The organism is Pseudomonas sp. 1L-E-NC-VB-C3 (assembly GCF_057291535.1).
The window spans coordinates 198,550-225,532 of record NZ_JBXAWD010000001.1 but is presented as its reverse complement, the minus strand read 5'-3'; the positions used below and the strand labels follow the sequence as shown (position 1 = coordinate 225,532).

The 26,983-nt window shown below is 62.2% G+C and carries 22 protein-coding genes; 15 read left to right on the top strand and 7 right to left on the bottom strand.

Annotated features, from left to right (window positions below; translation table 11 throughout):
• The first annotated feature begins 6 nt into the window (after positions 1-6).
• From AC0Z5Z_RS00955 to madM, 11 genes are all read left to right on the top strand, one after another.
• Positions 7-5,916 carry an Hpt domain-containing protein gene (locus tag AC0Z5Z_RS00955; RefSeq protein WP_485610592.1) on the top strand — a complete coding sequence of 1,970 codons (5,910 nt, stop codon included), beginning with the start codon at positions 7-9 and terminating at the stop codon, positions 5,914-5,916.
• Complete coding sequence (locus AC0Z5Z_RS00950) at positions 5,909-6,379, top strand: chemotaxis protein CheW (protein ID WP_056786406.1); 471 nt, start codon at positions 5,909-5,911, stop codon at positions 6,377-6,379. The genes AC0Z5Z_RS00955 and AC0Z5Z_RS00950 overlap by 8 nt, the downstream gene beginning before the upstream one ends.
• Positions 6,380-6,795: 416 nt before the next feature.
• Entirely contained in the window at positions 6,796-8,466 is a 1,671-nt protein-coding gene (mdcA, locus tag AC0Z5Z_RS00945; protein WP_016772750.1) for a malonate decarboxylase subunit alpha, read from the top strand.
• A complete protein-coding gene (locus AC0Z5Z_RS00940; protein ID WP_150743437.1) occupies positions 8,466-9,323 on the top strand; it encodes a triphosphoribosyl-dephospho-CoA synthase in 858 nt (285 codons plus the stop codon). Before mdcA ends, AC0Z5Z_RS00940 begins: the two co-directional genes overlap by 1 nt.
• Positions 9,323-9,622: a malonate decarboxylase subunit delta gene (locus AC0Z5Z_RS00935; RefSeq protein WP_056786420.1), complete on the top strand. Its 300-nt coding sequence runs from the start codon at positions 9,323-9,325 to the stop codon at positions 9,620-9,622. The genes AC0Z5Z_RS00940 and AC0Z5Z_RS00935 overlap by 1 nt, the downstream gene beginning before the upstream one ends.
• Entirely contained in the window at positions 9,615-10,466 is an 852-nt protein-coding gene (locus tag AC0Z5Z_RS00930; RefSeq protein WP_485610591.1) for a biotin-independent malonate decarboxylase subunit beta, read from the top strand. Before AC0Z5Z_RS00935 ends, AC0Z5Z_RS00930 begins: the two co-directional genes overlap by 8 nt.
• Positions 10,463-11,248 carry a biotin-independent malonate decarboxylase subunit gamma gene (mdcE, locus tag AC0Z5Z_RS00925; protein ID WP_485610590.1) on the top strand — a complete coding sequence of 262 codons (786 nt, stop codon included), beginning with the start codon at positions 10,463-10,465 and terminating at the stop codon, positions 11,246-11,248. The genes AC0Z5Z_RS00930 and mdcE overlap by 4 nt, the downstream gene beginning before the upstream one ends.
• Entirely contained in the window at positions 11,242-11,862 is a 621-nt protein-coding gene (locus AC0Z5Z_RS00920; RefSeq protein ID WP_485610589.1) for a malonate decarboxylase holo-ACP synthase, read from the top strand. The genes mdcE and AC0Z5Z_RS00920 overlap by 7 nt, the downstream gene beginning before the upstream one ends.
• The gene (mdcH, locus tag AC0Z5Z_RS00915) at positions 11,859-12,779 is read left to right on the top strand and encodes a malonate decarboxylase subunit epsilon (protein WP_485610588.1); all 921 of its coding nucleotides are present in this window, start codon (positions 11,859-11,861) and stop codon (positions 12,777-12,779) included. Before AC0Z5Z_RS00920 ends, mdcH begins: the two co-directional genes overlap by 4 nt.
• Before the next feature lie 67 nt (positions 12,780-12,846).
• On the top strand, positions 12,847-13,239 hold the full coding sequence (gene madL, locus AC0Z5Z_RS00910) for a malonate transporter subunit MadL (RefSeq protein WP_016772756.1): 393 nt from the start codon (positions 12,847-12,849) through the stop codon (positions 13,237-13,239).
• Positions 13,240-13,244: 5 nt separating this feature from the next.
• Positions 13,245-14,009 carry a malonate transporter subunit MadM gene (madM, locus tag AC0Z5Z_RS00905; protein WP_041476796.1) on the top strand — a complete coding sequence of 255 codons (765 nt, stop codon included), beginning with the start codon at positions 13,245-13,247 and terminating at the stop codon, positions 14,007-14,009.
• 198 nt (positions 14,010-14,207) lie between these two features.
• Here madM and AC0Z5Z_RS00900 read toward each other — a convergent pair whose 3' ends face one another.
• Positions 14,208-15,128 carry a LysR family transcriptional regulator gene (locus AC0Z5Z_RS00900; protein WP_056786436.1) on the bottom strand — a complete coding sequence of 307 codons (921 nt, stop codon included), beginning with the start codon at positions 15,126-15,128 and terminating at the stop codon, positions 14,208-14,210.
• A gap of 140 nt (positions 15,129-15,268) precedes the next feature.
• Here AC0Z5Z_RS00900 and trhA point away from each other — a divergent pair, with 140 nt between their 5' ends.
• Positions 15,269-15,886 carry a PAQR family membrane homeostasis protein TrhA gene (gene trhA, locus AC0Z5Z_RS00895; RefSeq protein ID WP_039757573.1) on the top strand — a complete coding sequence of 206 codons (618 nt, stop codon included), beginning with the start codon at positions 15,269-15,271 and terminating at the stop codon, positions 15,884-15,886.
• Positions 15,887-16,061: 175 nt separating this feature from the next.
• Here trhA and AC0Z5Z_RS00890 read toward each other — a convergent pair whose 3' ends face one another.
• Both AC0Z5Z_RS00890 and AC0Z5Z_RS00885 read right to left on the bottom strand, forming a co-directional pair.
• Positions 16,062-16,781 (bottom strand): 16S rRNA (uracil(1498)-N(3))-methyltransferase, encoded by a 720-nt coding sequence (locus AC0Z5Z_RS00890; protein ID WP_056786439.1) that lies wholly within the window; start codon positions 16,779-16,781, stop codon positions 16,062-16,064.
• A gap of 144 nt (positions 16,782-16,925) precedes the next feature.
• Complete coding sequence (locus AC0Z5Z_RS00885; RefSeq protein WP_485610587.1) at positions 16,926-18,332, bottom strand: adenosylmethionine--8-amino-7-oxononanoate transaminase; 1,407 nt, start codon at positions 18,330-18,332, stop codon at positions 16,926-16,928.
• A 223-nt stretch (positions 18,333-18,555) separates the two neighbouring features.
• On the opposite strand from AC0Z5Z_RS00885, the gene AC0Z5Z_RS00880 reads away from it, so the two are divergent.
• A complete protein-coding gene (locus AC0Z5Z_RS00880) occupies positions 18,556-20,337 on the top strand; it encodes a flavin monoamine oxidase family protein (RefSeq protein WP_485610586.1) in 1,782 nt (593 codons plus the stop codon).
• Positions 20,338-20,700: 363 nt separating this feature from the next.
• On the opposite strand, the gene llpB is transcribed toward AC0Z5Z_RS00880, so the two are convergent.
• Entirely contained in the window at positions 20,701-21,198 is a 498-nt protein-coding gene (gene llpB / locus AC0Z5Z_RS00875; RefSeq protein ID WP_252877040.1) for a lectin-like bacteriocin LlpB, read from the bottom strand.
• A 300-nt stretch (positions 21,199-21,498) separates the two neighbouring features.
• Between llpB and AC0Z5Z_RS00870 the strand changes: the two genes are divergently transcribed.
• Together AC0Z5Z_RS00870 and AC0Z5Z_RS00865 are read left to right on the top strand one after the other, a co-directional pair.
• The gene (locus AC0Z5Z_RS00870) at positions 21,499-22,050 is read left to right on the top strand and encodes a cytochrome b (RefSeq protein ID WP_041476792.1); all 552 of its coding nucleotides are present in this window, start codon (positions 21,499-21,501) and stop codon (positions 22,048-22,050) included.
• A gap of 31 nt (positions 22,051-22,081) precedes the next feature.
• Positions 22,082-22,660: a YceI family protein gene (locus AC0Z5Z_RS00865; protein WP_039757580.1), complete on the top strand. Its 579-nt coding sequence runs from the start codon at positions 22,082-22,084 to the stop codon at positions 22,658-22,660.
• Positions 22,661-22,908: 248 nt separating this feature from the next.
• Here the strand turns inward: AC0Z5Z_RS00865 and rhlE2 are convergent, their stop codons facing one another.
• The 3 genes from rhlE2 to AC0Z5Z_RS00850 form a co-directional block, all read right to left on the bottom strand.
• Entirely contained in the window at positions 22,909-24,768 is a 1,860-nt protein-coding gene (gene rhlE2 / locus AC0Z5Z_RS00860; RefSeq protein ID WP_024014634.1) for an RNA helicase RhlE2, read from the bottom strand.
• Between the two features lie 221 nt (positions 24,769-24,989).
• Complete coding sequence (locus AC0Z5Z_RS00855; RefSeq protein ID WP_095181348.1) at positions 24,990-25,802, bottom strand: substrate-binding periplasmic protein; 813 nt, start codon at positions 25,800-25,802, stop codon at positions 24,990-24,992.
• 87 nt (positions 25,803-25,889) lie between these two features.
• Positions 25,890-26,972: a hypothetical protein gene (locus AC0Z5Z_RS00850; protein ID WP_056786451.1), complete on the bottom strand. Its 1,083-nt coding sequence runs from the start codon at positions 26,970-26,972 to the stop codon at positions 25,890-25,892.
• Positions 26,973-26,983: the final 11 nt, after the last annotated feature.

Genomic DNA, 26,983 nt, shown 5'->3' with positions numbered 1-26,983 from the left:
GTGGTTATGGGTGATCGGCACGACTACGTGGCCCTGGAATGGGTCAAGGGCGAAATTGCCGAAACGCTGAGGCTGGCGCATCAGGCGATCGAAGCCGTGCTTGACGATCCGCAGGCCTTTCCCGGTCTGGACGAGTGCCTGGCGTACATTCATCAGGTCCACGGCAGTCTGCAGATGGTCGAATTCTACGGCGCAGCGTTGCTCGCCGAAGAAATGGAACACCTGGTCGAAGCCCTGCAACATCAACGCGTGCCACACCGCGACGAGGCCTTGCACCTGCTGCTGCAAGCCCTGGGGCAACTGCCGCTTTACCTTGACCGCGTGCAGAGCGCCCGCCGCGACCTGCCGCTGGTGGTGTTGCCGCTGATCAACGATCTGCGCAGCGCCCGTGGTGAAAGCCTGTTGGCGGAAACCAGCCTGTTCAGCCCGCCACTGCCCGAGCTGGCGCCGCTCGGCGACGCGGCACTCGCCGCGCTGGAACCGCCCGATCTGCCGAACGTGCTGCGCAAACTGCGGCAGATGCTGCAAATGGCTCTGGTCGGTCTGCTGCGCGAACAGGACGACCAGACGCACCTTGGCTATCTGGCCAAAGTCTTCAGCCGTCTCGAAGCGCTGAGCGGCGACGCGCCGTTGAGCCCTTTGTGGCAAATCGCCTCGGCATTGGTCGAGGGCATGCGCGAGGGCGTCATCGCCAACAGTCCGGCGCTGCGCAGCCTGTTCAAGGACGCCGACCAAGAGCTCAAGCGCCTGCTCGAGCAGGGCATCGTCGGGCTCAATCAGCCGGCGCCGGCCGAGCTGCTGAAAAGCCTGTTGTTCTATATTGCCAAAGCCGAACATCCCACCGGGCAGATGCTGACCATGAAAGATCACTACTCCCTGGACGACGCGTTGCCTGACAGCGCGATGGTCGATGAAGAACGCGCACGCCTCGCCGGCCCCGACCGCGATGCCATGCGCTCGGTGCTGGCGGCGCTGTGCGAAGAGCTGGTGCGGGTCAAGGAGCGCCTCGATCTGTTCGTGCGCAGTGACCGCCAGCACGCTTCGGATCTGGACAGCCTGCTCGCACCGCTGCGGCAGATCGCCGACACCCTCGCGGTGCTGGGTTTCGGCCAGCCGCGCAAAGTCATCATCGACCAACTGGCAGTGGTGCTCAGCCTCGCCCAAGGTCAGCGCGAACCGAACGACGCCATTCTCATGGACGTCGCCGGGGCCTTGCTCTACGTCGAAGCGACGCTGGCCGGCATGGTTGGCACGGTGGAGACGCAAAGCGCCGAAGACGCGCGCCTGCCGACCACCGACCTGACGCAGATCCATCAGATCGTGATCAAGGAAGCGCGCATCTGCCTGCAACAGGCCAAGGACATGATCGTCGACTACATCGACGCCGATTGGGACCGCCAGCATCTGCAACCGCTGCCCGAACTGCTGACGCAGGTGCGCGGAGCGCTGGCGATGATTCCGCTGGCCCGCGCGGCGAGTCTGGTCGAGGCCTGCAACGGTTTCATTCGCGAGCATTTGATGCTCGATGCCCACGAACCGGGCTGGGAACAACTCGATCATCTGGCCGATGTGATCAGCAGCCTGGAGTATTACCTCGAACGCCTGAGCGACGACCCGCAGGCGCCCGCCGAGCATCTGCTCGATGTCGCGCAAAACAGCCTTGCCAGCCTCGGCTTCTTTGCCAACGAGCAGCCCGGCGAAGCGCAAGTGCCGGTGCTCGATGAGGTGCTCAGCCCCAGCGAAGCGCAGCTCATGCAGGATCTGCAAACCCTTGACGACCCTGACGTCGTGCAGTCGCTCGCCGAGGTGCTGGCCAGCCCGGTGTCGGCGCTCAACCCGCCGGCGCGCAACACCCCTGACAGCCTGATGCCGCCGCCGACCGATGAAGAACCGGTCGACGATGAACTGCGCGAAGTATTCCTCGAAGAGACCGACGAAGTCCTCGCGGTCCTCCACGAATACCTGCCGCGCTGGACCGCCAATCCCCAGGACCGCGCCGCCCTGATTGAGCTGCGTCGGGCCTTCCATACCTTGAAGGGCAGCGGGCGCATGGTCCGCGCGTTGGTCCTTGGCGAACTGGCCTGGGCCGTGGAAAACCTGCTCAACCGCGTGCTCGAACAAAGCGTCGAGCCCGGCGCAGTGCTGCGCCAGTTGCTCGGCGACACGCTGTTGCTGCTGCCCGAGCTGATCAACGAATTCGCCACCCAGCGTCAGCGCCAACGCAGCGATGTCGACCAACTCGCCGCCCGCGCCCACGCGTTGGCCAAAGGCGATGAGCCGCTGGCTGCCGAAGACACCGACGACGTCGCCGCGCTTGATCCGCTGCTGCTGGAAATCTTCCGCAAAGAAGCCGAAACCCACCTCGCCAGCCTCAACCGTTTCCTCGATCAGGCCGCCGAACAGGTGCCGTTGCCGGCCAGCGACGAACTGCAACGGGCGCTGCACACGCTCAAGGGCAGTGCCTCGATGGCCGGCGTATTGCCGATGGCCGAACTGGCGGCTTCACTGGATCAACTGGCCCGCGAGTTCAAGGCGCATCAGTTGCCGCTGGATCTGGACGAGGTCGAATTGCTGCTCGAAGCCGAGGGCTTGTTCCGCGTCGGCCTGCGTCAGCTCAAACACGATCCGCTGGCGCCGATTGTCGGTGCGCAGTCGCTGATCAAACGCACCGAGGCGCTGCTCGCCGAGCGCCTGCAAGCCAGCTCCGATGGCGCTGACAGCGGCCTGCGCCTCAAGCGCGATCCGCAACTGATCAACAACTTCCTCGCCCAGGGCATGGACATCCTCCTCGACGCCGAAAACCTCTTGCAGCGCTGGCAGCAACACCCCGGCGAGCGCCAGGAACTCAGCGCCTTGCTCGATGAGCTGACCACTCTGGGCGAGGGCGCGCACCTTGCCGATCTGCTTCCGGTCGATGGCCTCTGCGAAGCTTTGCTCGACCTGTATGGCGCGGTGGAAGAAAGCAGCCTGGCGGTCAGTGAGCGGTTTTTTCACGAAGCGCAACTGGCCCACGAAGCGCTGATCAACATGCTCGACGAACTCGCCGCCGGCCAGGAGATCACCCCGCAACCGGAGCGGATTCGCGCCTTGCAGGAACTGCTCGACGAAGGCCTCGACCCGGCGGCGATGGGCCTGATCCGCAGCGACGGCAGTCGCACCCTGGATATTCGCGAACTGGGCAGCGCCACCGCGCAATTGCAGCAATCGGTTGCCGCCCTCGAGCCTGACGACGAGATCGTGGAAATCTTCCTCGAAGAGGCGGTGGACATTCTCGACAGCGCCGGGCAAGCCTTGCAGCGCTGGCGCAAGGATCCGGACAACGCCGCGCCGCTGTCGTCATTGCAGCGCGACTTGCACACGCTGAAGGGCGGCGCGCGCATGGCCGAAGTCGAGGCCGTCGGCGACCTTGCCCAGGAGCTGGAAAACCTCTACGAAGGGCTGGTCGATCGGCGTTACAGCCACAGCGTCGTGCTCGAAGGTTTGCTCCAGCAAAGTCACGAGCGTTTGGCGCTGATGCTGGAGCAACTGCAAGCGCATCAAGCGCTGACCCCGGCGCAGGATCTGATCGACGCGATCCGTCAATTGCGTCAGGGCCAGGCCGCCAGCGAATCTGCCCCCGCAGCGGTCGAACACGACAACGCCGGGCATGATCCGGAACTGTTGGAAATCTTCCTCGAAGAAGGTTTCGACATCATCGAAAGCTCCGGCGCCGCGCTGTTGCGCTGGCAGGCCGAGCCGGGTAACCGTCAGGAAATCGAAACCCTGCTGCGCGATCTGCACACCCTCAAGGGCGGCGCGCGCATGGTCGAAATCGGCCCGATCGGCGACCTCGCCCACGAGCTGGAATTTCTCTACGAAAGCCTCTCTAGCGGTGCGCTGCAACCGTCTGCCGAACTGTTCGCGCTGGTGCAGCGCGGCCATGACCGACTGGCGCAAATGCTCGATGGTGTGCGTGCCGGGCAGCCGTGCCCACCGGCCGATCGGCTGATCAATGCGATCCAGAATTTCAGTCACCCGGTGCAGGTTGAAGCGCCGCCAGCGCCAGCTCCAGTCATCAAGCCCGAGGCCGCGCCGCCGAGCGCCGATGCTGGCGCGGACATGGTCAAGGTCTCGTCCGAACTGCTCGATGAGCTGGTCAATCTGGCCGGGGAAACCTCGATCTTTCGTGGGCGAATCGAGCAGCAGGTCAACGATGCGCAGATTGCTCTCAACGAGATGGAAACCACCATCGAGCGCATGCGCGATCAGTTGCGCCGCCTCGACACCGAAACCCAGGGGCGCATTCTCAGCCGCCAGCAAGTCGATGGCGAACGCCTCGGTTATGAAGACTTCGATCCGCTGGAAATGGACCGCCATTCGCAGCTTCAGCAACTGTCGCGGGCGCTGTTCGAATCCGCCTCGGACCTGCTCGACCTCAAGGAAACCCTCGACCGCCGCAATCACGATGCGGAGAACCTGTTGCAGCAACAGGGGCGGATCAACACCGAATTGCAGGAAGGCCTGATGCGCACGCGCATGGTGCCGTTCGAACGCATGGTGCCGCGTCTGAAACGCATCGTTCGTCAGGTCGCCGAAGAGCTGGGCAAGGATGTCGCTTTTGTCGTCGGCAATGCCGATGGCGAGATGGATCGCAATGTGCTGGAACGCATGGCCGCGCCGCTGGAACACATGCTGCGCAACGCCGTCGACCATGGCCTCGAACCCGCCGATGTGCGGCTGGCGGCAGGCAAACCGGCGCAAGGGCAGATCACCCTTGATCTGTCCCGCGAAGGCGGTGACATCGTTTTCGACATCCGCGACGACGGCGCCGGGGTGCCGCTGGAAGCCGTGCGGCGCAAGGCGATCAAACGCGGCTTGCTGGCGCCCGACGCCGAGATCAGCGACCGCGACGTGTTGCAGTTCATCCTCCAGCCGGGTTTCTCCACGGCGGAAAAGATCACCCAGATTTCCGGGCGTGGCGTCGGCATGGACGTAGTCCACGAAGAGGTGCGTCAGCTCGGCGGCAGCATGAGTATCGATTCGGTGCCGGGGCAGGGCGTGCATTTCCGCATTCGCCTGCCGTTCACCGTGTCGGTCAACCGCGCACTGATGGTGCAGTGCGGCGAGGATCAGTACGCGATTCCGCTGAACACCATCGAAGGCATCGTGCGCGTGTTGCCGAATGATCTGGAAGGGCATTTCCGTCACGATCCACCGAGCTATCAATACGGCGGCCAGCGGTATGAGCTGTGCTATCTCGGCGAGCTGTTGAAGACTGCGCCACGGCCAAAACTGCTCGGGCAGAACCTGCCGTTGCCGGTGCTGCTGGTGCATTGCAACGACCGCCATGTTGCGGTGCTGGTCGACTCCATGGCCGGCACCCGCGAGATCGTGGTCAAGAGCCTCGGCCCGCAGTTCGCGGCGGTGCAGGGCGTGTCGGGGGCGACGATTCTCGGCGATGGCCGGGTGGTGCTGATTCTGGATCTGCTCGCACCGATCCGGGCGATGCAGGCGCGCCTGGCGCAAGAGCCGGCGCGCACGGACATCGACAGCGAACCGCACAAGCCGTTGCTGATCATGGTCGTCGATGACTCGGTGACGGTGCGCAAGGTCACCAGCCGTTTGCTCGAGCGTCACGGCATGAACGTGCTGACCGCCAAGGACGGCGTCGATGCGATGCTGCTCCTCGAAGAGCACATGCCCGACCTGATGCTGCTCGACATCGAAATGCCGCGCATGGACGGCTTCGAAGTCGCCACTCAGGTGCGCGCCGACGAACGCCTGTGCCACTTGCCGATCATCATGATCACCTCGCGCACCGGGCAGAAACACCGCGACCGCGCCATGGCCATCGGCGTCAATGACTACCTCGGCAAGCCGTATCAGGAATCGGTGTTGCTGGAGAGCATCGCCCAGTGGAGCAAGAAACATGCATGAGCACCGGCATAACCCGCGCACCAGCCAGCTCACCGGGCTGCTGCTGCCGCTGGCCGATCGCAACCTGATCCTGCCCAATGTCGCCATTGCCGAGCTGATCGACTACCAGGCCAGCGCCTTCGATCTCGACACGCCGCCGTGGTACCTGGGCCGGGTGACGTGGCGTGAGCGGCAGATTCCGCTGATCAGTTTCGAATCGGCCTGCGGGCAGAAAATCGTCATCGGCGAACGGGCGCGGATCGTCATTCTGAATGCCTTGGGCGGCTTGCCGCAGCTGAGATTCATCGCCCTGTTGGTGCAGGGGATTCCTCGGTCGTACAAGCTGGACAGTCAGTTGAGTTACGTGGATGTGCCGTTGTGTGCGCTGGAGCAGGCGGCGGTGCAGGTCGGCGAGCAGGTGGCGAAGGTGCCGGATTTGTTGGGGCTGGAGCAGTTACTGGTGGATGCGGGATTGGCCCGCTGATCCAAGGCTTGACTGATCGTTCCCACGCTCCGCGTGGAAATGCAGCCCGGGACGCTCCGCGTCCCATCAAGAGCCGAACGCGGAGCGTCCGTAGAGGCATTCCCACGGAGAGCGTGGGAACGATCAAAAGCCCCTCACCCCAGCCCTCTCCCAAAGGGAGAGGGAGCCGACCGAGGTGTCTCGCGTCCTACGTCGACCTGAATGACCGAGTCGATTATGGATTCACTACAACGGGTTCAGGTCAGCGTCATTCCCAAGCATCCCTCAATCAGTCCCCTCTCCCTCCGGGAGAGGGCTAGGGTGAGGGTAGCTTTTGAACGTTACGCTCAGCGTAATGATTCACCACCCAGCTTGATTGATGCCCTCACCACACACGCCTAACTTGGCTCCACGACAGCGAACCCCGTGGAGTGAGCATGACAACAACAATTTCCCCCGACTCGCGCTGGACGCGGCGGCGTGACGAAAAGCAGCGCCGGCTCGACAAGGTGCGCGGGCTCGCCGATGGCGCGGTGTTGCCTAGCGACAAGATCGTCGCCGCGCTCGAAGCGCTGATCCACCCCGGCGACCGCGTGGTGCTGGAGGGCAACAACCAGAAGCAGGCGGATTTCCTCTCGCGTTCGCTGGCCAAGGCCGACCCGGCCAAGCTCCACGATCTGCACATGATCATGCCCAGCGTCGGCCGCTCCGAGCACCTTGATCTGTTCGAACGCGGCATCGCCCGCAAGCTCGATTTCTCCTTCGCCGGCACCCAGAGCCTGCGCATCAGCCAATTGCTCGAAGATGGCTTGCTCGAAGTCGGCGCCATTCACACGTACATCGAACTCTACGCCCGCCTCGTCGTGGACCTGATCCCCAACGTTGTGCTCTCGGCCGGTTTCATGGCCGACCGCGCCGGCAACATCTACACCGGCCCGAGCACCGAAGACACCCCGGCGCTGATCGAACCGGCGGCGTTCAGCGACGGCATCGTTATCGTTCAGGTCAACCAATTGGTCGATGACGTCAGCGAACTGCCCCGCGTGGACATTCCCGCTTCATGGGTCGATTTCGTCGTGGTCGCCGACAAGCCGTTCTACATCGAACCGCTGTTCACCCGCGACCCACGGCACATCAAGCCTGTGCACGTGCTGATGGCGATGATGGCGATTCGCGGGATCTACGAAAAACACAACGTGCAGTCGCTCAACCACGGCATCGGTTTCAACACCGCCGCCATCGAACTGATCCTGCCGACCTACGGCGAATCCCTCGGCCTGAAAGGCAAAATCTGCCGCAACTGGACGCTCAATCCGCACCCGACGCTGATCCCGGCGATTGAAAGCGGCTGGGTCGAGAGCGTGCATTGCTTCGGTACCGAACTGGGCATGGAAAACTACATCGCCGCTCGGCCGGATGTGTTCTTCACCGGCCGCGACGGGTCGCTGCGCTCCAACCGCATGGTCTGCCAACTGGCCGGGCAATACGCGGTGGACCTGTTCATCGGCGCGACGCTGCAAGTCGACGGCGACGGCCATTCCTCGACCGTCACCCGAGGCCGTCTCGCCGGTTTCGGTGGTGCGCCGAACATGGGTCACGACCCGCGCGGCCGCCGTCACGGCACCCCGGCGTGGCTGGACATGCGCCACGCCGATGGGCCGCAACCGATGCTCGAACGTGGCAAGAAACTCGTGGTGCAAATGGTCGAGACCTTCCAGGAGGGCGGCAAACCGACCTTCGTCGAAACCCTCGACGCCGTGGAGGTGGCGAAGAAAAGCGGCATGCCGCTGGCGCCGATCATGATCTACGGCGACGACGTCACCCACCTGCTCACCGAAGAAGGCATCGCCTACCTGTACAAGGCGCGCTCGCTGGAAGAGCGCCAGGCGATGATCGCAGCGGTTGCCGGGGTTACCGCCATCGGCCTGCGGCACAACCCGAAAGACACCGAACGCATGCGCCGCGAAGGCCTGATCGCCTTGCCCGAAGACCTCGGCATCCGCCGCACCGACGCCACGCGCGAATTGCTCGCGGCGAAAAGCGTCGCCGATCTGGTCGAGTGGTCCGGTGGCCTGTACAACCCGCCCGCCAAATTCAGGAGCTGGTAATGCACGCATTCAACCTGCAAGCGAAACCGCTGTCCCTGGCCGAACGCCTGGCCGATCTGGCGGTGGACGCGCTGATCGACGAAGCCGATCTGTCGCCGAAACCGGCGCTGGTCGACCGTCGTGGCAACGGCGCACACACCGATCTGCACCTGGGCCTGATGCACGCGTCGGCGCTGGCCTTGTGGCCGGCATTCAAGGAAATGGCCGAGGCCGCGCTGGAGACCGGTGAAGTCGGTGTGCCGTTGCGCGAAGCGATTGGCCGCATCGGTCGTGAAGGCGAGCAAGCCATGCTCGTGACCACCAACGGCGTCAACACCCATCGCGGTGCGATCTGGGCATTGGGGCTGTTGGTGACGGCCGCCGCGCTGCAACCGAAATCCATCGCCCTGTGTGCCGCACGCCTGGCACTGCTCGACGACCGCTACGCACCGACACCGCTCAGCCACGGCGCACAAGTCGCCCAGCGTTACGGCGCACGTGGCGCTCGGGAAGAAGCGCAACTCGGCTTCCCGTCCGTGGTGCAACGCGGCCTGCCGCAACTGCATAAAAGCCGCGCCAACGGTCACGGCGAACAGAACGCCCGGCTCGATGCGTTGCTGGCGATCATGACCGAGCTGGCCGACACCTGCGTGCTTTACCGCGCCGGCGAACCGGGCCTGCACGCCATGCAGGCCGGCGCGCAAGCGGTGCTCGATGCCGGCGGCAGCGCCAGCCTGAGCGGTCGTCGTCGCCTGCACGAACTGGATCAACAACTCATCGCATTGAATGCCTCGCCCGGTGGCGCCGCTGACTTGCTCGCGGCCACGCTGCTGCTCGATCGCATCGAGCGCGACGGCATTGTTCAGGGAGCGTTTTGATGGAAAGCCTATCGTTTGAATTCCCCGCCGGGCAGCCGCCACGCGGGCGGGCGCTGGTCGGTTGTGTCGGCTCGGGTGATCTGGAAGTGCTGATCGAACCGGGTCTGGCCGGCAAGCTGACGATCAACGTGCAGACCTCGGTCAACGGCGCGCAGCAGCGCTGGCAACACCTGTTTGCGCGGATGTTCGACGGCACCACGCCGCCGGCGATGGCCATCGATATCCACGATTTCGGCGCGACACCGGGGGTGGTGCGCTTGCGTCTGGAACAGGGTTTCGAGGAGATCGGCCATGACTGACAGCGCAGCGTTGCTCAACAAACACAGCTTCGTCGAACTTGGCGCACGGCAGCGGGCGCAAGCCTTGCTCGACGCCGGGACCTTTCGCGAACTGCTCGATCCGTTTCAACGGGTCATGTCGCCGTGGCTCGAGCGCCAGGGCGTAGTGCCGCAAGCCGACGACGGCGTGATCATCGCCAAGGGCAGTCTCGACGGTTTGCCGGTGGTCATTGCGGCGATTGAAGGTGCGTTTCAGGGCGGCAGCCTTGGTGAAGTCGGCGGGGCGAAGATTGCCGGTGCGCTGGAACTGGCCGCCGAAGACAACCGCAACGGCATCCCCACCCGCGCCGTGTTGCTGCTGGAAACCGGCGGCGTGCGCTTGCAGGAAGCCAATCTAGGGCTGGCGGCGATTGCCGATATTCACGCGGCGATTGTCGATTTGCAGCAATACCAACCGGTGGTCGGCGTGGTCGCCGGCAGTGTCGGTTGCTTCGGCGGCATGTCGATTGCTGCGGCGCTGTGCAGTTATTTGCTGGTGACTCAGGAAGCACGCCTCGGTCTGAACGGCCCGCAGGTGATCGAGCAGGAAGCCGGGATCGAGGAATACGACTCCCGCGACCGGCCCTTCATCTGGAGCCTGACCGGCGGCGAGCAGCGTTTCAACACGGGGCTGGTGGACCGTTATGTCGGCGATGATGTGGCGCAGATTCGTCAGCAGGTCGGCCAACTGCTCCAGCAAGGCCTGCCGGCACAGCCGCGCAGTCAGCGCGCCGAGTGGTTCCTGCAACGCCTCGGCAAGCTGAACACTGACCAGCAAATCGAACCGTCGGTGGTTCGCGATCTGTATCAAGGAGAGCGCTCATGAGCGGTTGTTCATTGCGCGGTTTGCACTGGTTCAATGCGCTCAGCGCTGGCGCCAGTGTCGTCGAAGGTTTGCCGCCGTCGTTGAAAGTGGCCGACGCTGAGCTCGGCAGGTTTATCGCGGTGGTCGGCGACCCGGGCAATCGTTTTCCCCGCGCCCGCAATGGCGAAGTCGGTTTGCTCGAAGGCTGGGGGCTGGCCAAGGCTGTGGATGACGCGATCAGCGCCGACCGCGACAGCGCGCAGAAGCGCCCGATCATTGCCATAGTCGATGTGCCGAGCCAAGCGTATGGCCGCCGCGAAGAAGCCCTCGGCATTCATCAGGCCCTGGCCGGCGCGGCGGACGGTTATGCCCGTGCGCGTCTGGCCGGGCATCCGGTGATTGCGCTGCTGGTGGGCAAGGCCATGTCGGGTGCATTTCTCGCCCACGGTTATCAGGCCAATCGCCTGATTGCTTTGCGCGATCCCGGCGTGATGGTCCACGCGATGGGCAAAGCCTCGGCGGCGCGGGTGACCTTGCGCAGTGTCGAGGAACTGGAAGCGCTGGCCGCCAGCGTGCCGCCCATGGCCTACGACATCGACAGCTACGCCAGCCTCGGCCTGCTCTGGGAAACCCTCTCGGTGCAGCAGATCGAACAACCGACGGCGGAAGATCTGACGCGCGTGAGTGAGTGCCTCAAGCAAGCGATCAACGACGTGGCCAGCAGTGATTTGAAAGGGCGCCTTGGTGCGAGTAATCGTGCCGCCTCCAGCCGCGTCCGCGAACTGCTGAGGGCGCAGTGGTGAACCTGCCCCTGGCCCACGATCTGCTCTGGGGCATGACCCCGGCGCAGTTGCCGGCGGATGCGCCGCAGTGGGCGATCGCGGCGCTGGCGGCCGGGCAACCGGTGGTGGTGCGCCGGGCCTTGAGCGAGGAAGGTCAGGTCGCGGTCGGTGTGCGCGGTGTGTTGCGCGAGCAGCGGCTGGCGGCGTTTATGGCGCTGGATTCGATTGCCTGTCGGGTCAGTCCCGAAGCCCTTTGTCATGTTGAGTGTGAGCGAGATCTGCCGGTGATGCAGGCGCTCAAACAACTGCGGCCGATGCTCGATGACTGCCGTTGGGTCTGGGGTGTCAGCGGCAGTGTCGGGTTTGAATTGGCCAGTGGTTTTGCAGCGATGCATGCGGCCAGTGATCTCGATCTGATTCTGCGTGCGCCGCAGATGATCGGCCGTGATCAGGCGCGCGAACTGGTCGCGCTATTTGATCAGACTGTGTGCCGAGTCGACATGCAATTGCAGACGCCATTCGGCGCGGTGGCGCTGCGTGAATGGGCCAACGGTTCGTCCCGAGTGCTGCTGAAAAATGCTTATCAGGCTTGTCTGGTGACGGATCCGTGGAACCCGCAGGAGCAGGCAGCGTGAGCAGTCTGCTGGTGTTTCCCGGCCAGGGCGCGCAGCAAGCGGGCATGCTCCAGCGTTTGCCAAGGGAAACGCTGGTCGAGGCCAGTGATGTACTGGGCGAAGATGTTGCGCTGCTGGATTCAGCCGAAGCATTGCGCACGACACGAGCGGTTCAGTTGTGCCTGCTGATCGCCGGTGTCGCTGCTTCGCGGCAGTTATTGCAGGATGAACTGACTGCGGATTACGTCGCCGGCCTGTCCATCGGGGCCTACCCGGCGGCAGTGGTGGCGGGGGCATTGAGCTTCAGCGATGCGCTGCATCTGGTCAGCCTGCGCGGTGAGCTGATGCAACAGGCTTATCCACAGGGCTACGGCATGACCGCGATCATCGGCTTGCAGTTATCCACCGTCGAAACCCTGCTGGCGCAAGTGCACAGCGAAGATGCGCCGGTGTATCTGGCCAACATCAACGCCGATACCCAAGTGGTGATTGCCGGCAGCGACAAGGCCATGCAAGCAGTGGCCGAACTGGCGCGCGGTCGTGGTGCCGGAGTGGCGAAACGGCTGGCGGTGAGCGTGCCGTCGCACTGCCCATTGCTGGAAAAACCGGCGCAGGCGCTTGCCGAAGCCTTCGCCAGGGTCGAACTTAAAACGCCACGGATCGGCTATCTCAGCGGCAGCCGCGCCCGCCCTGTGAGCAAAGTCGAAGCGCTGCGCGATGACCTCGCTTTCAACATGTGCCGCGTGGTGGACTGGCGCGGCACCGTGCAAAGCGCCTACGAGCGCGGCGTACGTCTACAGATCGAACTGCCGCCCGGTGCGGTGCTGACCGGGCTGGCGCGCCGGGTGTTCGAGCAGGGCACCGTCACTGCCTTCGACAGTGCCCGCCTAGACACCCTGCAAGCGCTGTTGCGCGAGGAGGGTGGCCGCCAACTCTAAAACCGCCGCGACTCAAGCTTCGAACAACAAAAACAACATTCGACGATGCACTTTGAGGACTACAACAATGATTATTTACGGTGTGGCGTTTCTCGCCTTTTGCACGCTGGTCGGTATCTGGGTCGGTGAATTGCTCGGCAAGCTGATCGGCGTGCCGGCCAACGTCGGCGGTGTCGGTATTGCGATGCTGCTGTTGATCGGCCTGGGCAGCTATCTCTACAAGAGCGGCTGGCTCAAGGGCAAGACCGAGCAGGGCGTGGAGTTCTGGAGCGCGATCTACATCCCCATCGTGGTCGCCATGGCCGCACAGCAGAATGTCTACGGTGCGCTGAAGGGCGGGCCGATGGCGATTCTCGCCGGCACCCTCGCCGTAGTGATCGCCTTTGCTCTGGTGCCGGTGCTGACGCGCATGGGCAACAAGCAAGAGACGCCGATTGCTCCAGCCAAGACTGCGGGGTAATCGCCATGTACGAATCAATGATGAAAGTGATCACCGGCTACGGTTTGATCAGCGGCTTTTTGATTGTCGGCCTGACCATGTGGGTGTCCTACTGGATGTCCAACACTTTCACCAAGGGCCGTCTGCACGGTTCGGCGATCGCCATTCTGCTCGGGCTGGTGCTGTCGTATATCGGCGGCGCGCTGACCGGTGGGCAGAAGGGCGTGGTGGATATTCCGCTGCTGTCCGGCATCGGCCTGCTCGGCGGTGCGATGCTGCGGGATTTCGCGATTGTGGCGACGGCGTTTGGCGTCAGTGTCGATGAGCTCAAACGGGCCGGATTCGTCGGTGTGCTGGCGCTGTTTGTCGGCGTTGGCACCTCGTTCGTCGCCGGCGTCGGCGTGGCGATGGCGTTCGGCTACACCGATGCGGTGAGCCTGACCACCATTGGCGCGGGTGCCGTGACTTACATTGTCGGCCCGGTGACCGGCGCGGCGATTGGTGCCAGTTCAGAGGTGATGGCGCTGTCGATTGCGGCGGGGCTGATCAAGGCGATTCTGGTGATGGTGATGACACCCTTCGTGGCGCCGATGATCGGCCTCAACAACCCGCGCAGTGCGGTAATTTTCGGCGGTTTGATGGGCACCTCCAGCGGTGTTGCCGGAGGCTTGGCGGCCACCGATCCGAAGCTGGTGCCGTACGGTTGCCTGACGGCGGCGTTCTACACCGCGCTCGGGTGTCTGCTGGGGCCTTCGCTGTTGTTTCTGGCGATGCGCGGATTGATGGGTTAGTCAATTTAAGCTGCCCTCACCCTAACCCTCTCCCGGAGGGAGAGGGGACTGACCGAGTTGTTTTGGCGTTATACATCGACCTGAAATTTCTAAGTCGAACTCAGGTTCTGAAAAAGCCCCCGATCTGCTCCCTTTCCCCCTCTACCCCTTGGGGGAGAGGGCTGGGGTGAGGGGGTAGCTCTTGATTTTGATCTTGATCTAAACCCCAGCCTGCCGATTGGCATACATCCGACACTCCGCCAACAACGCCAGCAAATTCGGGTCACGCTCCTTGGCCTTGAGAAACACCACGCCAATGTGCTGCTGCAACCGGTACTTCTCCTGCAACGGAATCAGCTTCACCCGATTCTCGTACACCGCCGCAATCCGCCCCGGCAACAAGGCGTACCCCACCCCTGAGCTGACCATGCTCAGCAGGGTGAAGATGTCATTGACTTGCATCGCCACCTTCGGCTCGAACCCCGCTTGCTTGAATACCCGCACACCGTCCTGATGCGTGGCGAAGCCCTGGGTCAGGGTGATGAAGGTTTCATCGCGCACTTCCGCCAGATCGACTTCACTGCGCTGAGCGAATTTTGAATCCGCCGGGGTGGCGAGGAAGATGTCGTCGGAGAACAGCGCAATCTGTTCGCAATCGGGGTCGTTGATGCTGTCGTCCAGCGACACCAGAATCGCGTCGACTTCCATGTTTTTCAGCTTGTAGAGCAGGTCGATGTTCGAGCCGAGGATCAGGTCGATGTTGAGTTCGCTGCGGCGGATCTTCAGGCCCATGATCAGCTGCGGCACGGTTTTCACCGTCAGCGAATACAGCGAGCCGAGCTTGAAACGCTCGGCGGAGAATCCGGCGGCTTCGCGGGTCAGGCGCACGCTGTCGACGACGTCGTTGATCAGCTTCTGCGCACGTTCTTCCAGCACATAAGCGCTTTCCAGCGGCGTCAGGTTGCGCCCTTCGTGTTTGAACAGCGGGCAGCGCAGGGCGTTTTCCAAAGAGTGAATGGCGCGGTGCACGCTGACGTTGCTGGTCTGCAGTTCAGCGGCGGCGCGGGCGAGGTTGCCGGTGCGCATGAAGGCGAGGAACACCTCGAGTTTTTTCAGGGTCAATTCTTCGTCGATCAGCATGGCGCGGACTCTTTTTGGCATCGGCCGATTGTGCCCAATTCCTGCGGGCCGCGCAGGCGAGGTTGAACAGAAACATTGCGCTTTTACGCTCAAGGCCCGAGCCTTGCGCGCTGCGGTAACGAATGTGAGGTGAGCAATACATGTATCACGGGGAAAAACTCAACGCCTGGACCCATCTGGTCGGGGCCATCGCCGCGTTTATCGGCGGCGTGTGGATGCTGGTGATTGCCAGCCTCGACGGCAGTCCGTGGAAGATCGTCAGCGTAGCCATTTACGCCTTCACTTTGCTGGTGCTCTACAGCGCCTCGACCGTGTACCACAGCGTGCGCGGGCGCAAGAAAGCGATCATGAAGAAGGTCGACCATTTTTCGATCTACCTGCTGATCGCCGGCAGCTACACGCCGTTCTGCCTGGTGACGTTACGCGGGCCTTGGGGCTGGACGCTGTTCGGGATTGTCTGGGGGCTGGCGCTGATCGGCATCCTGCAAGAGATCAAACCACGCTCAGAGGCACGCATTCTGTCGATCGTGATTTACGCGGTGATGGGCTGGATCGTGCTGGTCGCAGTCAAACCGCTGATTGCCGCACTGGGCACGGCCGGGTTTGCCTGGCTGGCGTCGGGCGGGGTTTTGTATACGGTGGGGATTATCTTCTTTGCCCTGGATCACCGCCTGCGGCATGCCCATGGCATCTGGCATCTGTTTGTGATCGCGGGAAGTCTGCTGCACTTTGTGGCGATTCTGTTTTACGTCCTGTAAATGCAATCCCTGTGGGAGCGAGCCTGCTCGCGAAGGCGTCAGGTCAGCCAACACCTTCGTTGAATGAAACACCGCTTTCGCGAGCAGGCTCGCTCCCACAATAAATCTTCAGTGAACTCTGGTTTTGTGAACACCCTAGATCCAATGTGGGAGCGAGCCTGCTCGCGAAGGGGCCTTAGAAGTCACCCCACAGTTGCTGGGCCACCGCCAACGCCACCACCGGCGCGGTCTCGGTGCGCAACACGCGCGGGCCGAGGCGGGCAGCGTGGAAACCGTTGCCTTTGGCCTGCTCGACTTCGCCATCCGTCAACCCACCTTCCGGTCCGATCAGAAACGCCAGCGTCGCCGGTTTGGCATGGCTGACCAGCGGTTCTGCGACCGGATGCAGCACCAGTTTCAATTCGGCTTCGGTCTGCTTGAGCCAGTCCGCCAGCAACACTGGTGGATGAATCACTGGCACCCGTGAACGCCCGCACTGTTCGCAGGCACTGATTGCCACTTGGCGCCAATGCAGCAAGCGCTTGTCGGCGCGTTCGTCCTTGAGCCGCACTTCGCAGCGTTCGCTGAAGATCGGGGTGATTTGCGTCACGCCGAGTTCAGTGGCTTTCTGAATCGCCCAGTCCATGCGCTCGCCCCGGGACAGGCCCTGGCCGAGGTGGATCTGCAGCGGCGATTCGATTTGCCCGGCGAACTGCTCGTCGATCTGCACGACCACGCGCTTCTTGCCGACTTCGACGAGCGATCCGCGAAACTCATGGCCGGAACCGTCGAACAACTGCACCGCATCGCCTTCGGCCATGCGCAGGACGCGGCTGATGTAATGCGCCTGGGCCTCCGGCAGTTCGTGTTCGCCAGTGCTCAGCGGGGCGTCGATAAAGAAGCGGGACAGTCTCATGCGGGGTCTCTGTAAAAAGTGTAAAAGTCTGGCGGCCCTATCGCTGGCAAGCCAGCTCCCACAAGGACTTGCGCAGGACCTGTGGGAGCTGGCTTGCCAGCGATGACGGTAGTCCGTTCACCGCTGAAGCTTAAGTGAAATAGATCAGCCCGGATCGCGGAAGCCGGGATGGAAGTCTTTCGGCACCGCAACACTGACGCTGTCACGCGTAGCAATATCAATACCTTCACTGGCCACTTCGGCCAGAAAGTCGATCTGCTCCGGGGTGATCACATACGGCGGCAGGAAATACACCACGCTGCCCAGCGGCCGCAACAACGCACCACGTTCCAGTGCATGCTGGAAAACCTTCAAGCCACGACGCTCCTGCCAAGGGTAGGCCTCTTTCGTGGCTTTATCCTCGACCATCTCGATGGCCAGGACCATGCCGGTCTGGCGCACTTCGGAGACGTTCGGGTGATCCACCAGATGCGCAGTCGCCGAGGCCATGCGCTGAGCCAAGGCTTTGTTGTTCTCGATGACGTTGTCCTGCTCGAAGATATCCAGGGTCGCCAATGCCGCCGCGCAGGCCAGCGGGTTGCCGGTGTAGCTGTGCGAGTGGAGGAAGGCGCGCAGGGTCGGGTAGTCGTCGTAGAAGGCGCTGTAGACCTCGTCGGTGGTCAGGCACGCGGCCAGCGGCAGGTAGCCGCCGGTGAGGGCTTTCGACAGGCAGAGGAAGTCCGGGCGGATGCCGGCCTGTTCGCAGGCGAACATCGTTCCGGTGCGGCCGAAGCCGACGGCGATTTCGTCGTGGATCAGGTGCACGCCGTAACGGTCGCAGGCCTCGCGCAACAGCTTGAGGTAGACCGGGTGATACATGCGCATGCCGCCCGCGCCCTGAATCAACGGCTCGACGATCACTGCCGCGACGCTGTCATGATTCTCTGCCAGCGTCTGTTCCATGGCCGCGAACATATTGCGTGAGTGTTCTTCCCAGCTCATGCCGTCGGGCCGGCCGTAGCAATCCGGGCTCGGCACTTTGATGGTGTCCATCAGCAGCGCTTTGTAGGTCTCGGTGAACAGCGGCACATCGCCGACCGCCATCGCCGCCATGGTCTCGCCGTGATAGCTGTTGGTCAGGGTGACGAAGCGCTTTTTGTTCGGCTGGCCGCGATTGAGCCAGTAGTGAAAGCTCATCTTCAGCGCGACTTCGATGCAGGACGAGCCGTTATCGGCGTAGAACACCCGGTTCAGGCCTTGCGGGGTCATCTTCACCAAGCGCTCGGACAGCTCGATCACCGGCTGATGGCTGAAACCGGCAAGAATCACATGTTCGAGTTGATCGACCTGATCCTTGATGCGCTGGTTGATGCGCGGGTTGGCGTGGCCGAACACGTTGACCCACCAGGAACTGACTGCGTCGAGGTAGCGCTTGCCTTCGAAGTCTTCGAGCCAGACGCCTTCGCCGCGCTTGATCGGGATCAGCGGCAGCTGTTCGTGGTCTTTCATCTGGGTGCAGGGATGCCACAACACCGCGAGATCGCGTTGCATCCACTGGTTATTCAGGCCCATTTACAGTCTCCTCGAGGCGGCTCGCGTCAGGCGCGGGCGAACAATCGCGCAAGCCTATGCAATGCATCGCGCGGGAACAACCCATTGTGTCGATTGAACTACTTTGTCTGAGCCGATAGACGTCGCTGGCGGCGTTTTGATGGCTAACGTATTCTTCGCGGTTCTTTGAGTCGTCTGACTCGCAAAACTGCTTTTTCCCACATGTTTTTCCGGAGTTCGCTGAATGTCTGTCGGTTGGCTGCGCGCCTGTGCGCTGGTGATGTTGGGGCTGTTCAGCGTTACGGCGCTGGCCAAGGATAAAACCGCAATCGTGATCGGCGGCGGCCTCTCGGGTCTGACCGCTGCTTACGAACTGCAGAACAAAGGCTGGCAGGTCACCCTGCTGGAAGCCAAACCGAGCCTGGGCGGCCGCTCGGGCATGGCCACCAGCGAGTGGATCGGCAACGACAAGACTCAGCCGGTGCTGAACAAGTACGTGTCGACCTTCAAGCTCGGCACCACGCCGGCGCCGGAATTCGTGCGTACCCCGGGTTATCTGATCGACGGCGATTATTTCTCCGCCGCTGATCTGGCCACCAAGCAGCCAGCCACCGCCGATGCGCTCAAGCGCTACCAGAAAACCCTCGACGATCTGGCGCGCTCGATCGACGACCCGCAGAACCCGGCGGCGACCGCCACCCTGCATGCACTGGACCAGATCACCGTATCGAGTTGGCTCGACAAGCAGAACCTGCCGGCCACCGCGCGTCAGTTGATCAACCAGGACATTCGCACCCACTACGACGAACCTTCGCGTCTGTCGCTGCTGTATTTCGCTCAGCAGAACCGCGTTTATCGCGGCGTTTCCGACCGCGACCTGCGCGCCTCGCGTCTGGTCGGCGGCAGCCAGGTCCTGGCCCAGGCCTTCGTCAAACAGATCAAGACCATCAAGACCAGCTCGCCGGTCTCGGCCATCATCCAGGACAAGGACGGTGTGACCGTCAAAGTCGGCAGCGTCGGCTATCAGGCCGACTACGTTGTGCTGGCGGTACCGCTGCGTGCGCTGAACAAGATCGCCCTGACCCCTGCGCTGGATGCCCAGCATCTGGCGGCGATCAAAGGCACCAACTACGGCTGGCGCGACCAGATCATGCTGAAGTTCAAGACGCCAGTGTGGGAAAGCAAATCGCGCATGTCCGGCGAGATCTACAGCAATACCGGTCTGGGCATGCTCTGGATCGAACCGGCACTGAAGGGCGGCGCCAACGTGGTGATCAACCTGTCCGGCGATAACGCCCGTGTGATGCAGGCGTTCGGCGACAAGCAGATGGTCGATCAGGTGCTGATCCGTCTGCACGCGTTTTACCCACAGGCCCGTGGCTCGTTCACCGGTTATGAAATCCGTCGCTACAGCACCGATCCGTCGATGGGCGGCGCCTACCTGGCTTACGGCCCGGGGCAGATCAGCAAGTTCTGGCGCCTGTGGGAACGTCCGCTGCAACGCGTAGCGTTCGCCGGCGAACACACCGACACCTTGTACCCGGGCACCTTGGAAGGCGCACTGCGCACCGGCCAGCGCGCGGCTAGCCAGGTTGAAGATCTGGCGGCAGGCAAGTCGTTCGAACCGGCCAAAGTGGTTCCGGCTGCAGCTGCGGCAGGCGCGGCGGGTGCGGTAGCGGCGAAGAAGGGCAACTTCTTCAGCAACCTGTTCGGCGGTTCGGATGACGAGAAGAAGCCAGAGCCTGTGAAAGCGCCAGAGCCAGCACCTGCTCCGGCCGCTCCAGCGCCTGCACCGACCCCGGCACCTGCGCCAGCGCCGGTGGAAGCACCGAAACCAGCGGCCCCGGTGAAAGCCGAGCCGGCGAAAAAAGCAGCGGCCAAGCCAGCGGCCAAGCCAGCGGCGAAGAAACCGGCGGCAAAAACCGAAACGAAAAAGCCGGCGGCCAAACCGGCGGCGAAGAAGGCTGAACCGGCGAAGAAGCCAGCGGCCAAGCCTGCTGCAACGACCGAGACCAAGGCGCAGTAAGGCTTTGTTCACATGAAAACGCGACCCTCGGGTCGCGTTTTTTTTTGCCCCGCATTTCAGTCCTTCGTCATCCGGTTACGGGACTTACCGGCGTACCGGAGCCTTCCCACAAGATGCTCGGAATGAGGTGATAGCCGCTGCCAGCGCGCCAATTTTATGCTGGAAAAAATTGGAGGCATGCTATGAAAACGCTTATCGCGATACTGGTTTTGATTGCACTTTCCGGATGTAGCAGCGGGCAATTTTTCCCCGGCGGCTATGGTTCTGAACTGGCGCACAAGTGCCAAATAGACCCCTACAGTGCCGAATGCCTGCAACCGCCGGCAGTACTCCATAACTGATCGGCCATGAATGGCTGGTCAGTCAAAACTCCCACTTGAAGAATTCTGTCCCGTTCGGCAGTTTCCTCAGCCACTTTTGCTTGGGTTTGCGCAGGCGCCCGGGAATGAAACCGAAACGCGCCCAGCGCAGACTGCCCGTGCGCTGGTCGTAAATCACCAGGTTTCCATCGTCCTGCACAGTCATGTATGTGTTGTACCAAAGCGACTTGTCGGTGCTGTGCGTGCTTTCCGCGATCCATAATCGTCGCCTGGAGGGGTCATAAAGAAAGCCGCTGTTGCTGATCACAAACTGCAGCGGCTCGCGCATCTTCTTCGGGTGCAAAGTTGCGCTGTAAGGTTGATTGGCGTCGGCGATCCAGATGATCGCCTCACCGTCCTTGAGCACGAGGTTCCCGTCGCTTTGCAGCATCAGACGAAATCGACCGTTCTCGGATTGCAGGAATTGGCCCGCAGACATCGTTTGATTGGGCGGCAGTACAGAAGAACCACTTGCTTGAAAGGGCGTATATCGCAGAGCCATGTTTTCGTGCCTGTTTGAATAATGAAAAGAAGCATCATTCGAGCAGGTTTGAATTGCGCATCAGCGGTACATAGTTATCAGGGTCGAGTTTCGCCGTCTGCGTGTGCATAGATGACGATGGTCAATGCAGCCCCCGTCATCTGTACAAGCGCTCCACGCAGGAATCGCCTTTAATCCTTCCTTAACACCTCGCTCGCAGACTCTTGATCGTATTTATCGATATTTCAAAGCAAAATTTTCCGCTTTAATTCGATAGATAACTCGCTAGTCTTGGTTCGCAGTTCTCACAGGATTTGGGCAATGCAGCTACGTAACTCTTCTTCGCGCTATGGTTGGGTCAGCATCTTCATGCACTGGGGCGTGGCGCTGGCGGTCTTCGGGCTGTTTGCGCTGGGCCTGTGGATGGTTGGGCTGGATTACTACAGCACTTGGCGCAAAGACGCGCCGGATCTGCACAAGAGCATCGGTCTGGTGCTGCTTGGTGTGATGGTGTTGCGGGTGCTGTGGCGCTTCATCAGCCCACCGCCGCCAACGCTGCAAAGCTACAGCCGCATGACCCGTATCGGCGCTAAATTCGGCCACGGGTTTCTGTATCTGGCGCTGTTCGCTGTGATGATTGCCGGTTACCTGATTTCCACCGCAGACGGTGTCGGGATCCCGGTGTTTGGCCTGTTTGAAGTCCCTGCTCTGCTCTCCGGACTACCGGATCAGGCAGATACCGCTGGGGTGATTCATCTGTGGCTGGCGTGGGCACTGGTAATTTTTTCCGGTCTCCATGCGTTGGCAGCATTGAAGCACCACTTTATCGATCGTGATGCGACCCTCACTCGAATGCTCGGTCGCAAAGCCTGAAATTCAACCTCGACTCAAAGGAAAAGAAAGCATGTTGAAAAAGACTCTGGCCGCTCTGGCAATCGGTTCGGCCGTGCTGTCCGCCAACGTAATGGCTGCTGACTATGTAGTAGACAAGGAAGGCCAGCACGCCTTCGTCGACTTCAAGATCAGCCACCTGGGCTACAGCTACATCACCGGTACCTTCAAGGACATCGACGGCAAGTTCAGCTTCGACGCTGCCAAGCCTGAAGACAGCAAGATCGAGTTCAACGTCAACACTGCCAGCGTGTTCACCAACCACGCCGAGCGCGACAAGCACATCGCCAGCGCTGACTTCCTCAACGCCAGCAAGTTCGGCAAGGCTACTTTCGTATCCACCAGCGTCAAGTCCACCGGTGCCAACACCGCTGACGTGACCGGCGACCTGACCCTGCTGGGCGTAACCAAGCCAGTTGTCGTCAAGGCCACCTTCCTGGGCGAAGGCAAGGATCCATGGGGCGGCTACCGTGCCGGCTTCGAAGGCACCACCACCATCAAGCGCTCCGATTTCGGCAAGCAGAAAGACCTCGGTCCGAAGTCCGACGCGGTCGAGCTGTATGTTTCGTTCGAAGGTGTGAAAGCGAAATAACTTCGCCGCCACATGAAAACGCCCACGGTCGAAAGGCCGGGGGCGTTTTTTTTGCCACAACACGCTATTCCTTGTGGGAGCGAGCCTGCTCGTGAAAGCGGTGTGTCAATCGGCATAGATGCCGCTGACCCGCCGCCTTCGCGAGCAGGCTCGCTCCCAAAGGGGTATTGCGGTGTGGCAGAGATAATCGAGGTAAAAAAATGCCCCGGCTCTTTCGAGTCGGGGCATTTTTCATGACGGTATGAAACTCAGCGATTGCGGGTCAGCAGTGCTGGTTTCTCGCCACGCGGGCGGCTTGGCAGTTGATCGAGTTGCTCAGGCGTCGGGAAGCGGTCGGCTTTCGATTCCTTGTGCATGATCTTCGGACCGTTGCTGCGCGGATTCTGCACGGCCGGTTCGCTGCGAGGCTGATCGTCACGGGCCGGGCGGCGATTGCGCGGCGCGGATTCGTCGCGACGACCCTGACCGTCACGCGGTGCGCCATTGCGCGGGCCGCTGCGTTTGGCTGGTGGCGTCCCGGTGCTCGAGCCGTTGCTGTTGCGCGGACCGTTCTGGCGACCCTGAGGCTGGCCACCGCGTGGTGCGCCAGCGCCTTGCGCCGGTGCACCCGGACGACGGCCACGGCCGCCGGCAGGAGCGGCTTTCGGCACGTAGTCGACGCGGTTACCGAAGTTATCGATATCGTCGTCGAGGAACTCGTCCGGGGCACGGTCAGCTGCTGCACGCGGTGGCTGGCTCGGGCGCTGTTCGCGGCTCGGGGTGCCTTCGCGCGGTTTCTGCTGACGGGCAGGGCGCTCGCCACGTTCACCGGCCGGTTTTTCCTTGCCCTTGTCTTTGCCTTTGTCCTTGCGACCACCACCACCGCCGCCATTCGGACCGTCGCCACGCGGGCCACGGGAATTGCGCGGGTTGCGGATGTCCGGACGCTCGCGGGCTTCCGGCTTCTCGGCTTCGATGGTGCTGGAGTCGAAGCCCATCAGATCGCCGTCGGCAATCTTCTGCTTGGTCATGCGCTCGATGCTTTTCAGCAGTTTTTCTTCGTCCGGCGCGACCAGCGAGATCGCCTCGCCCGAACGACCGGCGCGGCCGGTACGGCCGATACGGTGTACGTAGTCTTCATCGACGTTCGGCAGCTCGAAGTTGACCACATGCGGCAACTGATCGATGTCCAGGCCACGGGCAGCGATGTCGGTGGCAACCAGAATGCGTACTTCGCCGGCCTTGAAGTCGGCCAGGGCTTTGGTGCGCGCGTTCTGGCTCTTGTTACCGTGGATCGCCACAGCCGGCAGGCCGTGTTTGTCCAGGTATTCAGCGAGACGGTTGGCGCCGTGCTTGGTGCGGGTAAAAACCAGTACCTGTTCCCACGCGCCGGCGGTGATCAGGTGCGCCAGCAGCGCACGCTTGTGGCTGGCCGGCAGGCGGAACACGCGTTGTTCGATGCGCTCGACCGTGGTGTTTGGCGGCGTCACTTCGATGCGTTCCGGGTTGTGCAGCAGCTTGCCGGCGAGGTCGGTGATGTCTTTGGAGAAGGTCGCCGAGAACAGCAGGTTCTGACGCTTGGCCGGCAGACGCGCGAGGACTTTCTTCACGTCGTGGACAAAACCCATGTCGAGCATGCGGTCGGCTTCGTCGAGAACGAGAATTTCCACGTGGGACAGATCGACGCTGCCCTGGCCGGCGAGGTCGAGCAAGCGACCCGGGCAGGCGACGAGAACGTCGACGCCACGGGACATGGCCTGGACCTGCGGGTTCATGCCGACGCCGCCGAAGATGCAGGCGCTGACGAATTTCAGGTCACGGGCGTAGATCTTGAAGCTCTCGTGCACCTGGGCCGCGAGTTCGCGGGTCGGGGTCAGGACCAGCACGCGCGGTTGGCGCGGGCCGTGACGCTGGGATTTGTCCGGGTGACCGTTGGGGAACAACCGCTCCAGAATCGGGAGGGCGAAGCCGCCGGTTTTACCGGTACCTGTCTGAGCCGCCACCATCAGGTCGCGACCTTGCAACACGGCGGGAATGGCCCGCTGTTGCACCGGAGTAGGCTCGGTATAGCCCGCATCTTCGATGGCACGGACTAAAGCCTCGGAGAGACCGAGGGAAGCAAAGGACATGAGTAATCCTGTTTTAGTTAGGGCTTGGCCCAATGGGAGTCTTGCCTGGCGCGAATCACGTTTAAGAGGACGCAATCCCGTCCGGTCCAGCGGCGGTTCCGAAGGCACGTCAGGAGCGCTCGCGCGGGCTGGAAGCTGCGCTGTAGCGGGTCGAGAGGCCTGTTACGGTTCCGGGCGTCCGGGCGTGAGCCTGGCGGGAACGCCGGAGTATAACAGAGCAATCACTGCGCGCTGCTTTCCTGCTGCTCAACGGTTTTGCCGCCGGCCGTGGCCGAGCGCATTGGTGCGCCCTCAACAGGTGCGGCACCATAGCGCGCGCTGAGCTCGGCGTAGGCCGGTTCGCGCTTGAAACGCTTGAGCTCGGCGCCGAAACGCTGCACCAGCAAGTCCATACCGGCATTGCGCCGAACCGCAAGAAACTGGCTCTGACGGCTGATAACCGTCGGGTTTTCCGTGATCAGATCGCGAATATTCAGCTCATCGAGCAAATGCTGACCGACGCGGCGATCGGTAATCAGCAGGTCGATCCGCCCGCGCACCAGTTTGCCGAAATTGGCTTCATGAGTTGGCGCCGGCTCACGGGTAAACAGGTCCGACTGGCTGAAGTCAGGGCTGTACAGATAACCCGGCGAGGTGCCGATGGTCAGGCCTTTGAGTTGTTCGAGGGTGTTGAATGGATGCGGCCGCTCGTTGGCGTAGAACATCACGAATTCGACGTCGGACAGCGGTTCGCTGGGGTAGAGCAGAGTGGCGTCGCGTTCGGCGCTGTGAAAGATGTCCAGCGCACCGTCGGCTTGACCCGTCTCGAGCATCGACAGGCAGCGCTTCCACGGCAGGAACTGCCATTCCACTTCAATGCCCAGGCGCTGGAACACGATGGCGGTGGTTTCGTAGTCAAGACCGAGGTTTTTACCACCCTGTTCGTAGACGTAAGGCGCCCACGGCTCGGTGACAATACGCAACTTCTCCCCCCGAGCGGCGACGCTCAGGCAAGTCAGAAGAATAACGCTCAGCAGTTGGGCAATAAGGGGCATGGCCTGAGGTTAGTACGCGAAACGCCTGATGAGAAGCTCTGGCATGCATGTTTCGCGCAGACCCCGGGCGCAATGGCCGCGATGGCCTTATTTGCTTGCGGTTTTCAGCAGGTGTTGGTGGACCTTCGCGTGACGCGAACCAAGGATCCGCTTGACCAGGCCGCGACTGAACCAGTCCCTGAGCAAGTGCCTGCAAACCGGCTTGCCGATGCGTTGCTGCTGGTTTTCCAGTGCCTTGTCCCACCAGACCGCTGCACACGCCTGATCGAACTCGTTGGGATGTTCATAGCAGCCGTAAAGGATTTCGCGAATGAACTGACGCAGATGTGCCGGCAGCAGCAACGTGACGAGCTTGTAGAACATCCGCTGCAGTCGCGGTGGTCGAGGCAGTTGCGGTGATACACGTCGGGTGTCGTCCAGTGCAGCCTCGCCGGTCGGGTTGTCGCCATGTTTGGCGACCCAGGCCTGAACCTTGGCCCTGAACAGGTGCTTGCGGCTCCAGTAATGGTGAATCAGATCCGGGCACTTGTTGACGTCCAGCGTGCGGTAGGCGGCCACTGACAGGCAGAACTCTTCGAGGGTGTAGGCGCCCTGTGCCGACGGGAACAGCTCATCGATCAAAGCGATGGAGCGGTCGAGCACGTGAGCGTCCTGGCGGTGCAAGCCGATGACGCCGGAGTTGAGCAGGCGCATGTGATCGTCAGTCAGACCTTTGTCCAGCAGTGTGGCCGACAGCGTGCGGTAGAGCAGGCTCATCTTGTTGTCGCCATAGCGGGCGTAGTAGTCATTGCACAGCAGGGTGCCGGGCTGTACCCGCTCGAACAGTTTGAGCGGCGAGCAGTGGAAGAACGTGTCGGTGTCGATCAACAGCGCCGTTTCATGCTCTTCAAGTACCGAGCGCAAAGCGACATGTTTGATGCGGAAATGATAACCGTGGGGCTCGCTCCATTTCTGGCGCGTTTCGGCGTCCAGCGGGCGAACGCGTACGGGGAGATGTGCATAGGGTTGCGGATTGTCGCTGAAGACCTGGATATCGATCGGGGCATCCGGTGTCTCGCGCAACCACGCCAGAGCACTGGCGATGCTGAAAACAGCTTCCTGATGGTAAGTCTCGGCACCGAAAACCAGATAGACCAGTTGAGGGCGTGTTTTTGTTTGCGCGCAGATCATCGACGACAATA